Below are 12,065 nucleotides of genomic sequence, written 5' to 3' on the forward strand. Positions count from 1 at the left end.
AAACAAGTCAGATGGTGTGTCTGGGACGGCTATTTGGCCGCCTCATTTTATACTTAAACTGTAAATGTATTGAAGAGTTCATTCAAAAACGCTGATCCCTCGTGCACTCTCACCTCTGCCCGGTCACGGCTTAACCAAAAATCAAATTGACTCTTGTTCAATATCCGTAACCTTTAAAGACCTTGAATCGCTTCGATGAGCTTTTTGATTAGAGCATGGTCTGACTCTATCGCATTGTCATGGTGTAATTACTCTTAATTTTTTTGCTCATATTTTCAGCTATCATGCGCTAATCTAGAAAACGTTAAAGTTCCAGCTCAGTGCTCTAAAGATCGTAAAGCCTCACCTAGCAGGTCTTCTGGCGAAAGGTTAGAATGGGTGTTCATTATACTTTCGATTCTCCTTGTAGGAAAAGAATTACAAGTCTTCCCTCTACCATCAAAGTCCTCTTGTCTTCTGCCGTATGCAATGTACACATTAATGAGAGTACACTCCCTCTCTCTCACTGAGCAGGTAATTTTCCTGAGTTTTTTTTGAAGACCTTCAAACATTCTATCGAGGCTTTGGTCACTATTTGCCTTAGTAAAGTGGCCATAGACTTCAGAGATAGTGCTATTTATTGATAGCTCAAACCTATGTACTTCTTGTTTCATTTGAAATAACTCAAGTATTATTGGGATTTGTATTACACATACTATAACCAAAAACATTGAAAGTTATTGGTTAATCAATTTAGTCAGCTTTGGCTCTCTTTGTTATCAGCTCTTATCGACAAAGCTAATTGCTTGCAGTTACAAAATATATCATTGGAACTCGCCTTGAGTCGCGACGACGAGTAAAACTTCAGGTCTATGAAGCCTCTGGACATTTCCGAGTTACGTTCAGATTGGCGACTAAGTCGTTCGGACAAAATTTACTACTCCGAATCATACAATGTATCGGAAATTGGTAGACCAAACGCAATGCCCTACTAAAACATCAAATGATGTTTTAGTAGGGCTATCAGATTATATTACTATAGGTAAACGGCCCTTTAAGGTTACTAGAAAGCCCCTATTTCAATGCCACCACTGTCGTTTTCAGAAACCACAACATTCATCATGTGTAATGGGTTGGCATTCTCTGATGAACCTTGAGCTTCCCCAAGTGTAACTGACTTAGTTAGAACATCCGAAATACTACCTGTCGATATTTGAACAGTTGCAATTCGACCTTCTGCACGAGCGTAGTTATTCACACCGATACTATATACCCCGAGTTCGAGGCTGTCTCTGTCACAAGTGGCGAAGTAATGCTCTGGCCCATAGCCGCTGGTGTTATCAACATCTAACTCACCAACGTTACCTACCCTATTTTGGTAGTACACCTGCATCCCATTGGGTTCAAACGTATGCAAATCAACATCACCTAGACCATTCCAACTGAGTGTTGCTGTGAACGACCCTGTAGAAGCGATTGCTTCAGGAGTTTGTAATGACGCCAGCTCCGATTGGAGATCGTTTCTTATCATTCCAGCTGGTTGTAAAGAAGTATTTAAATAGGTTTGTATGAGAGTGTGACCAGATGGATCAACCTCTAAATGGCTGACTGGTATCGAGACATTTGTATCGGGCACTGTCCCTACAGCTCTTAAACCATTTATCACCAAATCGAGATCGGCTAGTGTATAAGGTCCATTCAGTTGTGGTGAAGCTGGTGCAATGTGGACTACCCCAAGATTAGATTCATCTAGGTTATCCAATTCCAATGCTGCGTTGTAGGCATTATTAGCAAAAAGATTACCTTGGGAGTGGGCGATAAACAGCATTTTTGCGCCCTGTGTGCCTAACGTCTGAATCCTCGTGTTATGACGAGCGTAATCGCTTGCTGTTGGCGGTGAAGAAAACAAATGACTAACAAGTGCAACTGTTTGGGATGATGCCCAGTCGTAAAGCTCAGTAAGTAGCCCCAACACCAAGTCACTAGGGGCGCTGACAATATTGTAGACTTTATCTAAGAAACCATCAGCTCCACCACCAGTAATTGCTGACCAAAAGATATCAAATCTACCGCCGAGATCGGGGTCTATTTCTTCCGCTCGCTGAATAAATACTTCTGCTATATCTTGAAACGCTGATGCACTAACCGATGAACCAGTTACGTTATAAAAAGTCTCGTATGCTACAGGCTCTGAATTGTACTCATTTCCAATTTGCTTTTGGAATTCAAATGTCGCTAATTTCGCTTCATTTTTTGTATTCCACACTCCATTAAAAAAGCCAACGACATACCCTGGTACTTCACAAACTGTTGCAGAACTTACATTGAAAGAGATTGACGCAGCTAAAGCGGTTATAATAATTTTTTTCATACATCATTCCACGCAATCGATATTAGATGGTAGGCGCGTCACAGTGCCATCAAGAGCTTCATTGAACGCTGAATATGCCGCTGCGCGCTCACGAGTGTTTGCTGTGTAATGTTCTATCGCTTTTAGAATTTGATGTGCATCGGCAGGGTTATCAAAAGCTAAACTCAAGCAACCGATAGCTACAGTAGACTCTTCATCAACTTGGAGGACTGCATCGATATCAGAATGATCAACAAGGACAGCTTCTTGGATAGTTCTGGCAATACTCTTAACTTGTGTCTTTTGACTTGCTGATAAGTTAGCCGCTTCAATATATGCCAATATATCGTCTCGAATGGCTTCGTTATTGGTGACTGAACCTGTAAGCGAATCACTAGTGTCTAAGTCTGGGTACGTTCCTGACGAAACTAACTGACTTAAAGCATCTGTAGGTGAATTGATTGGTGTTGCTGCATTTACATCATCGGCACTATCAGAGTCACCACCACATGCCGTTAGCAACATGATGGCACATATTGGTAAAGCTTCCCTTATTTTCAACTTCATTGTCTACTCCTTGATCATAAATTTTAAGTTACTAAAATATAAGAGATTAACGCCAAGTGCAACGAGTCCCATACCACCCTTGAGCCGACCAAGTTGCCGCTATAGAGACTGGCGTTACATTAATATACCTAGGTCCGTTACACTTATATCAATACAGTAGATGTGGTTTGCATAAGGAAAAGTAAGCCAAATCACAGGTTTCTGAAATGAGTAATCAATCGGTCGTAACTTCTAATGGGGCATTTTCGAGTTTCATGGCACACCTTTGGACAGAAGCTTTTTCTAATTTAGTAAATGATGCATTATCTCCGGTATGGAGGAGCCATCAGAAGAGCACGACCTTAGAGGTTAAGTTCATTGTCACTTATGAGAAGTGAAAAAGCCCACTAGCAGGGCTTTTGTTGCAAGTTGCCACATATGATGCAATGCGCTACAATTGACATCAACAAACAAATGACCAAGGTAATACATATGGCTACTACAAGCGTTAGACTTGATGAGAGCCTAGTAGATAGAGCTGCAACCATTGGAACAGCTTTAAATCGAACGACCCCCAAGCAAATTGAGCATTGGGCGAAAATAGGCAAGATCATGGAGGATAACCCTGACTTAACCTACGAGTTCGTACTGCAGGCAATCATCGCTAAAGCCGAATTAGAGCACGGGAATACGACCTCTTATGAATTTAGCGAAAGTAACAAAGATTGAGCAAACTACGACATTTGCCAAGACAGTAAAAAAGCTACACAAAAACCAAAAACAAGATCTAGATAAAACAGTGAAAGAGGTTATAGAAAACCCTTTTATTGGCGTGATGAAGAAAGGCGATTTGTCTTTTCTTAGGGTGCACAAGTTTAAGATGAACAAGCAGCTCACCTTGCTTGGGTACAACTACGATGAATACGGGACGTTAGTCCTGACCTTAATGGCGTTGGGCAGTCATGAAAACTTTTATCGAGATGCATCCAGAACATTTAGATAACCAAAGCCTCGCCAAGCGCGAGGCTTTTTTATACCCCTCAAACACCTACAAACTGATTGAAAAAGAACTTAAGGTAGCTAACGCTGAAAGAAAGGTGGAATCTACCCCCGTGAAACATCACGGGGATTAACAGTATGAGAAGAGTGGATAAGTTTTAATATGGTAAAAACCCATGAACAGGGTGTGAATGAGTAAAAGGTCTAGCCAATAATGGGGCACTTTCGAGTTAGAAAGTGCCACAGATAAAGATTCAACCTATGAAAGTTCTGGCCAAAAGTAAGTTAATGCAATGAAACTCCCTAAACCTCAATAGATTAGAACTGTAGTGGTCAACAAATTCCGGACACTGACTTAAGCCGATTTTCGGCACTTACTGGCGACAGCCCATCATTTGCTTGATGAGGCCGTTGCCGATTATAGTAACTCATCAGGTAATGGCTGATGTCTTTCTTAGCTTGAGCTTGTGTCAGGTAACCTGTTGCTGGTATCCACTCGGTTTTCAAGCTTCTAAATAGCCGCTCCATGGGAGCGTTGTCCCAACAATTACCACGACGACTCATGCTTTGAGTTATACGATATCGCCAAAGTCTTTGGCGATATTTACGGCTGCTATATTGGCAGCCTTGATCTGAATGGAACATCACGTTCTTTGGACATCCTCGTTGCTCCCAGGCCATCTCCAAAGCTTTAGATACTAATTCTGTATCGGGCTTATCGGATAAAGACCACCCCACAACGCGTCGGCTAAATAGGTCAAGCACTACCGCTAAATAGGTCCACTTCGAACCTGACCAAATATAAGTAATATCGCCACACCAAACACGATTCGGAGTACTGACAGAAAACTCACGCTTCAGTAGATTTGGAATATCTAGCCTTTCTACTTTTGCATGTCTATATCGATGCGAACCTGGCTGTTTACTCATTAAATCAGCTTCACGCATTATCTGGCGAACCTTGAATCGTCCGGCTTTTATGCCTTCTTCGCTCAGCATCGAGACAAGAGTACGACTGCCAGCAGAGCCTCGACTCATGTTGAAGAGTTCTTTAATTTGGCTAGCTAGACGAATGCGACTGGCATCCGGCTTGCGTTGCTTAAACTCGTAGTAACAAGATGAAGCTACGTTGAACAGTTCGCAAAGCATTTTGACCGATTCATGCTCCCTCAACTTGTCTATTAACGAGAACGTTCGAGTTCGTCCGACATTAAGAGAGCGGTGGCCTTTTTTAATATGGATTTTTCTCGTTCTAGCCGGTTAATCCGGGCTTCTAACTCTTGGATTTTCTTTTGCTCAGGCGTGAGGGCTTTGGTCGTTGGTGTCATCCCACCTCGCTCAACTTTGAGTTGGTCGACCCATCGCCGTAAAGCCGTTTCACCTACGCCCATAGAGTTAGCTGCTTCAGGTATGGAGTACCCTTGATCAAGAACCAAACTTGCAGCATCTATTTTGAACTCAGTAGAAAATGTACGTCGTTGTCGTTTTGTCATTGAACACCTCATTTATGGTGGAGACTTTACCACCTAATTTGGTGTCCGGGATCATTAGACCACTACAGAACAAGTATTTTAATATCTTAAACACTTGCTCACCGCTACCCCGGCTGCTCAGGGAAAACCTTTACATTAGTTGGTATTTGGTACCAATCTAGTTTTTCACTAACCCAAACATGTGCTTGAGGTTCGAAAATATCAGCTACCGACATATCAGTTGGTTTTAACTTTAATTTAACCGTTTGCGGTGCATCTGGATTGAAATGGTAAATTCTGTTTCCACAATTTGGACAGAACATCGCGCAATTACGATTGCCACTATCAGCTAAACGTTCCCAAGTTTTCAGTTGACCAGAAAACTCTATTTTCTCGGCATCGACAACTGCTGTAATGCTAAATGGGCTGGTAGACAGTTTTTGGCACTCTGTACAGTGACAAGCAAAGACCATTAGTGGTTTTTCATACAAGTCATAGGTCACTTGCCCGCACTGACATGCTCCTATAAGTGGATATTCCATTTATCACTCCTCCTCACAACATGAGTGGCAGCTAACTCCGAATTAAGTAACGAGTAACACTACCGTCTAACCTAAGTCATTACATCGTAAATCAACTTGAATTAAAAATCCGAGAAGTGTGTCCCTTCCCCTAATTGTACGAGGAGTTTACCAAGGCCATAACACCTAACAGTATAAAAATACTACCAGACCACCTTGAGAAAAAATCAACCCAGTTACTTCTTGCTTGAAACTTTTTCTGTAGATGACTCGCCATCAAAACACTTAACAGATCAGCACTACTAAACAATAAATTCGTAACAACTCCCAAAATAAGCAGTTGGAGCCAAACAGCAACACTTCCTGCTTCATTCACAAACTGTGGGAGAAAAGCAAGATAGAAAATTGCGGCTTTAGGGTTCAGAATATCTACAATGACACTATCAATAAACGTTCTTTTAGGAGAGGTAAGATTGCTTTCACAAGAAGTAATACGTAATTTTTTTGATAGATAGATACGTTGGAAACCCAACCAAACAAGATAGAGAGCTCCTAGCTTTTGAATGGCAGAATAGAGAGAAGGATTAGCTAAAAGCACAGAAGACAAACCTAATACAGCTAAAATTACATGAAAATAACCTCCTATATGAAGGCCAAAAGCTGCCATAATTCCTACTTTCTTCCCTCCTGACACAGCTTGAGCAATACTGTAAAGCATTGCAGGACCGGGCATAAACGCATATAGCAACGTAACAAATAAGTAAGTAAACAGTTCTGTAATTGAAATCATTGTCCACCCTCCAAGCTATATTTAAAGCCAGAAAATGTTGAGGCTAACTCACTTACTACATTACGCGCCTCCTTCAAATTGTAATTACCTTGTAGAACGCCTGCGATTACCTCAGCTAAAACAACTATTTGACTTTGTGTAACCCCTAATCGAGTAATTTCTGTTGCACCAAAACGTATCCCAGATAACAACTCTCTATCTTCAGGAAGTGGGACTGCATTAGCAAAAACCCCAACATCAGCTAGACGGTAGCATGCTGAACGCGCACCTTCTTCTCGAGTCCATTTCACAACAACTTGATGAGTTTCAGTAAAGCCTTCATCAGAACAGAGCACCTCCAACCCGTGCGCCTGTAAATTACTAGCAAGTTGCCTAGCATTAAGTATCCCTTGAGCCATATATTCAAGGCCATATTCCTTTAATTCTAAGCATGAGACCGTCAGGGCAGCAATTCGATTAAGTTGATGTGAACCAGTTAGCTTTGGGAATATAGTCGTGCTAATCGGAGAAGAAAACTTTTCCGAATTCCAACAAATTACTCCTCCCTGAGGACCACTAAACGTCTTTCCTGTCGATGCAGTGTAGATATCAGCTCCCAAAGACAGAGGGTTTGGATAAACTCCACCAGCAATCAACCCTGCTTGATGTGAGCCATCAAAAAGTAACATCCCTCCCCAACGAGAAATAATGTCTTTTATCTCTTTTACAGGAAAGGGAAAAAGGTTGAGACCTGCCCCTAAACTCACTAATTTCGGGTGTCTAAACTTAGCCATGTATTCAAAGGCGTTTAAGTCAATTTCGAGGGTATTCGGATCCACAGGAAGATCTGAAATGGAATAGTTCAAGATCCCCGGGGGGCCTAAACTATGGTTACTTGAGTTACCACCATAAAATGTATTGAGGGTGGACATATCTGATACGTTGAAATGGTTTTTGAGAACTGCATAGACAACCGTATTAGCATGAAGCCCTCCTAAAAGCCTAGGGTCTGCATGATTGCATTCAAATAATTCCTTAAGTAATACTATGCAAAGTGCTTCTATTTCATCAGCTTGATCAAGCCCCGTAAAAAAGCGGTTATTTCGCCCAATAGAACCGCCTGAGGCTCTAGACCCCAAGTCACAACTTAGTAGTCCCCGAGCTTGTAAACTCATAGGGCCTTCTGCTGCCACAAGGTTTATTCCTGTCTTCACTCTCACAGTCTCGTGTCGCTCTATTAAAGCTCTTAATTTTTGATAGAGCTCTTTAGAAGTCGAACACCCAAGTAAGGCAGAAGCATCATTCAGAATATTCATGTCATGCATTTGTTTGCTGATAATCACTTTCTAACCTCCCTTCTCACGTATAACTGTTACGTGTGTTAGACAGATCCTTACCACAGAGCAGTAAGCTCGAATGTCTTGTGATATCTATGTTTGAGCCATCAATAAAGTCGCCCAAGTGTCGAAATGGATAAATTTCCGTATCCGTTGCCGTTACTCTAAAATTAATGCCAAACCGGTCATTATAAGATGTATTAGGAAGAGAACCATGCATGGTTCTTTCCGTGAAAATAACAAATTCCCCTTTTTTCATAGGGATCGTCACTATATCTTCTTGGCTCTCGTCTACACCCAATGTTTTTTTTGCAGGTAATTTTGCAAGTTCAGCTCGAACATAGGCTTTAACATCCTCGAATGATTTCCCACTAATTTGATAATTTTCAAAAAGCCCACTGGTATCAACGTCCAATACTAGTGTGTAATTGTTCGCCCTTTCGACAACATCTTCGATTGTTTTACAGTCAATAAATGGATCATGCCAAAACTCAGATTCTGTCATTGGAACCATGGTTTTAGGATATTGTTTTTTATGTGAACCACGAATGAAACGCAACGGAGCGCAATCAAGCTCAACATCAGTAAGGGCGACCCAAACAGTTAAATTCCACCAACGATCCCGCCTTTCATGTTTAGGCCTTAAACTAGGCTTATTATTGCCAATTTCTTCACCATCGAAATCTCCCCACTCTTGGTGCCAACCTGTACCGTTTTCTCCAGATTTCTTGTGAAAAATTTTTGAGCGCCAAAGAGCTAAATCGTCTCCAATCAGAGACTGTAGCTTTGGGATCAAAGCTGAATCTGTGAGCAACTCTTTAATTTTCGTCGATACTAAATGCCAATCCCTGACAGAATAACGACCATACAGGGGATGCGGCTCTGGGCTTTGAGCTATCTCCCTAACTTCCGTTAAAACATCTTGAATTAATTCGACATTTGCGAACCTCGGTAATGGTCCTAAATAACCATCTCGGCGAAAAGACCTTATTTGCTCTCTCGTCAATCCTTTACTCTTGTCCATTGATTAGCTGCCTACCCTATGATGTTAAACAAAGAGCGTCGAACCTATCAGTCTTTATCGAATGGCCTAAAATTAATAATTAATAATTAATATTTAGAGAAAAGCGTTAGTTCTCGCGTACACTTATTCACAGAACTCCAAGTGTGACTCCCCAAAACACAAACTTCACCAAAAAACCTAATCTTAAAATTTGATGTACTTATGTTATTCCGACAGATATTTTAATCACCATTCCCAAAAATCCACTTCATATCTAAACCGTTCAACCTCCTTCTCGGTCAGTTCCGGTATTACTTTGATAGGTCTTCCTCTGCGTTTAGGGGGAGATTTCGTCGGCTTAGGTTTGGAGGCTCTCACTTTTCGAGTTTTAGGGTTATTCACAAGCTGGCCTGATAATATTCCACTAATAACTTCCCCTATCGCCTCAGCAGATTGCGATACTTGCACATCATCCACGTGAGCATAACGAAGCGTGGATGAAATACGCGTGTGACCCAACAGTTTCGACACCATCGGAATAGGGAACCCCTCTAACACCGCATAACTGGCAAAGGTATGACGCAAATCGTGAATGCGAACAGCCTCGATATGGGCTAAGGCTCGCACCTGTTGCCAGACCATACTAACCTTAGTCGACCGACTCACAAAACGACGCAAAGGCATAAACACATCATCGTGTGATTCGCTACGCTGTGTCCATGCTTGCTTTGGTATGTCTGAAAGGAGTTTCTGCGCTTCCTTGCCCACATACACCACCTTCGCACCCGTTTTGCTGTCCGGCAAGTGCCACTCCCTGCCTTTAACAAAAGACCATTGTAGGCCTGTTACCTCTGAAATTCGACACCCCGTTAACAGCACCAGTTTTAGCACCTGACAACAGCACGCTTCCAGATTACCTTGCTGGCTGACCACAGTTAATGCCTTATCCAATCGCGCTAACTCATCCAAACTCAAAAAACGATTGAGCTTTTTTTTGCGACTTTGCTTGAGACCCTCACAAGGGTTTTCCATGCAATAACCTTGCTTCACCGCATATTTGAAGATAGAACGAAGCACATCAAGATTGCGGTTGGCAGCCCCTGCGTAATTCTGGCTGAGTTCATCAAACCAACGATGCACATGAAACGAATCAATACGGCTGACAGGAAAACGTCCAAACTCGGGCAACAAATGCCTTCTTAAGGCGCTCGACGCTGTCCCTTGTGTACTCAGTTTCCATCCCTTGCAGACCTTATCCGTCCATTCTTCTTTCACCAAAGCATCAAAGCGAATTAACCGTATCGGTTTCGTCTCTTTTTCTAAAAAAGAAGACTGTAAAGCTTGCACGTGTTGTCTGGCTTGTTTTAGGGTGAATTGTCCCACGGCCGCTAACGTCTTATTGGGAATGGGTAGATAAGTCACATAGAAACGGCGATCATCGGCATAGACTCTAACCCCTAACGCGGGAATTTTGGTATCCCACACCGTATACGTTCGAGTTTTTGAATGAAGAGATTGAATCACTTTAGAAGTGAATAACAGTGACTTCATGAGCGCATCCCCTTAACGAGTACACCCGACACATGAGAGGCCGCCTGACACACGTCCTCACGTCCCAAATGCGCATACTTTAGCGTCGTTTCCGCTTCAGCATGCCCCAAAAGACGACTCAGCACGATCACGTTCACCTTCGACTGAATGGCAATACTGGCGTAGGGTGTGGTCAAAAATTGAAAATACAGGGGCATTTTTGGAACACTTTCCAATTAGTCTTTGTTTTCACTAAGAGGCTAAATTATCGATGAAAAACGCCCCTATTGGAAGGGGTTGGGGTGTAGATTTGACCACACTGTTTTTACATTAACGCCAAGTTACTCTTATACAGGGGTACTTTCACCCCAAAAATACAGGCTAGAAATGAAAAAATTCTAGAACGCACCATCGCATCAAACCAATCAAATATCCTTTTATATACTGGAGGCATTTCGTGAACAGTATCTAATCCTGATTTTCATTATAAACCCTTAACGAATATAAATTAAATGTAAATAATTAGCTCTTAGCCTTTGTGTTAACTTATAAAATAATAAGTAACTATCTACTTACTCTGGCAATAAGTAACAAAACAATAAGGGAATTCTTCATGGAAAGACAAATAAAACTATTTTCACTGAAGAGAAAAGGAGCAGCAGTCCCTAAAGTAAACATAATTAGTATCAAATCAACTTTCTCATGAAGACGAAGCTTCTGGGTTTAAAGATACTTAATTTCAATTAATTTTGGTCGTTAAAATTATGGTTTTTCTTATAAAAAAGAGTGCGTTGCTATGAAAAATGAAAAGTCAGTGAAAACAATTCAAAAAAAATCGAAGTTTAGAGACTATTTACGCTATCTGCGGATTAAATTTAAAAGGTATAATTTTAAAAGTGGAAAAAATAAAAATGCATCTCTCGATGTGAGACACCTTTCTGACCATTTAAAAAAAGACATTGGTATATATGATAAAGACCACTAACATCATTAATATCTCTTCGTACTCTTGTCTTACTCGTTGTGTCACAAAGTTTAGTTGCACTACATGCGCACTGATTTTTAGAGGCAATTAGGCTGCTGTCTGCAAAATGTCTCCCAAAAAGATAATCCTTCAGGGTTATATGAGCTGTCCATTTTAATTATCGACCATAGTTCCACTCCTACAAGGGTGGAACTAGCTTCCTCATCAGGTTTCCATTCCGGGCACTGATACATCTTACCTTGCCAGTGACTTTGCTCAACGATTAGACAATGGTCAATATTGTGTAGAGACAGATAGAAAAGGAGTACTTCTTTGATTTCATCATCAATGCTACAGGAATACAACGTTCACTCGATAGAAGCAATCCGGTACTTGATAGCCTGCTAAGTCAGAAACTGGTGATATTCAAATGGGCTTGTATGCTCTTGGGCGGATAACTTGTGGTGATTTTTACATAGTCAATAACATAGATATGATTAATAACCAAATCTCCACTTTATCCCTATCTGGCAGGGTAGATGTCACTGTTAAAATTTAACCAGTTTGGGCGATAAAGAGTAATTGTGTCTCGTAT

Annotated in this window: 10 protein-coding genes and 1 pseudogene; 2 read left to right on the plus strand and 9 right to left on the minus strand. The window is 41.3% G+C overall.

Annotated features, from left to right (window positions below):
* Window positions 1-53: 53 nt before the first annotated feature.
* The 3 genes and pseudogenes from AB6D06_RS21850 to AB6D06_RS21860 form a co-directional block, all read right to left on the minus strand.
* A pseudogene (locus AB6D06_RS21850) lies at window positions 54-239 on the minus strand (IS6 family transposase); the annotation flags it as partial.
* 803 nt (window positions 240-1,042) lie between these two features.
* Window positions 1,043-2,350, minus strand: coding sequence for a YfaP family protein (locus AB6D06_RS21855; RefSeq protein WP_229648405.1), 1,308 nt, complete (start codon window positions 2,348-2,350; stop codon window positions 1,043-1,045).
* Window positions 2,351-2,353: 3 nt separating this feature from the next.
* Window positions 2,354-2,896 carry a hypothetical protein gene (locus AB6D06_RS21860; protein WP_017100441.1) on the minus strand — a complete coding sequence of 181 codons (543 nt, stop codon included), beginning with the start codon at window positions 2,894-2,896 and terminating at the stop codon, window positions 2,354-2,356.
* Window positions 2,897-3,367: 471 nt separating this feature from the next.
* On the opposite strand from AB6D06_RS21860, the gene AB6D06_RS21865 reads away from it, so the two are divergent.
* Window positions 3,368-3,604 carry a TA system antitoxin ParD family protein gene (locus AB6D06_RS21865; protein WP_017100443.1) on the plus strand — a complete coding sequence of 79 codons (237 nt, stop codon included), beginning with the start codon at window positions 3,368-3,370 and terminating at the stop codon, window positions 3,602-3,604.
* Window positions 3,576-3,878: a type II toxin-antitoxin system RelE/ParE family toxin gene (locus tag AB6D06_RS21870; protein WP_102560971.1), complete on the plus strand. Its 303-nt coding sequence runs from the start codon at window positions 3,576-3,578 to the stop codon at window positions 3,876-3,878. Before AB6D06_RS21865 ends, AB6D06_RS21870 begins: the two co-directional genes overlap by 29 nt.
* A gap of 329 nt (window positions 3,879-4,207) precedes the next feature.
* On the opposite strand, the gene AB6D06_RS21875 is transcribed toward AB6D06_RS21870, so the two are convergent.
* The 6 genes from AB6D06_RS21875 to AB6D06_RS21900 form a co-directional block, all read right to left on the minus strand.
* Window positions 4,208-5,367 (minus strand): IS3 family transposase gene (locus AB6D06_RS21875; RefSeq protein ID WP_102561909.1). Its coding sequence is split into 2 segments (ribosomal slippage): window positions 4,208-5,109 and window positions 5,109-5,367, totalling 1,161 coding nucleotides; the frame shifts between segments, so codons are not numbered across the junction.
* 104 nt (window positions 5,368-5,471) lie between these two features.
* Window positions 5,472-5,888 carry a GFA family protein gene (locus AB6D06_RS21880; protein WP_372111827.1) on the minus strand — a complete coding sequence of 139 codons (417 nt, stop codon included), beginning with the start codon at window positions 5,886-5,888 and terminating at the stop codon, window positions 5,472-5,474.
* A gap of 130 nt (window positions 5,889-6,018) precedes the next feature.
* Window positions 6,019-6,657 carry a LysE family translocator gene (locus AB6D06_RS21885; protein ID WP_017102638.1) on the minus strand — a complete coding sequence of 213 codons (639 nt, stop codon included), beginning with the start codon at window positions 6,655-6,657 and terminating at the stop codon, window positions 6,019-6,021.
* Window positions 6,654-7,979: a serine hydroxymethyltransferase gene (locus AB6D06_RS21890; protein WP_372111830.1), complete on the minus strand. Its 1,326-nt coding sequence runs from the start codon at window positions 7,977-7,979 to the stop codon at window positions 6,654-6,656. The genes AB6D06_RS21885 and AB6D06_RS21890 overlap by 4 nt, the downstream gene beginning before the upstream one ends.
* Window positions 7,980-7,995: 16 nt before the next feature.
* The gene (locus AB6D06_RS21895) at window positions 7,996-8,997 is read right to left on the minus strand and encodes a phytanoyl-CoA dioxygenase family protein (RefSeq protein ID WP_017102636.1); all 1,002 of its coding nucleotides are present in this window, start codon (window positions 8,995-8,997) and stop codon (window positions 7,996-7,998) included.
* A 225-nt stretch (window positions 8,998-9,222) separates the two neighbouring features.
* Window positions 9,223-10,527: a tyrosine-type recombinase/integrase gene (locus AB6D06_RS21900; protein ID WP_372111833.1), complete on the minus strand. Its 1,305-nt coding sequence runs from the start codon at window positions 10,525-10,527 to the stop codon at window positions 9,223-9,225.
* Window positions 10,528-12,065: the final 1,538 nt, after the last annotated feature.

Source organism: Vibrio sp. 10N.239.311.G01, assembly GCF_041465805.1.
Classification (GTDB): Bacteria; Pseudomonadota; Gammaproteobacteria; order Enterobacterales; family Vibrionaceae; genus Vibrio; species Vibrio crassostreae_C.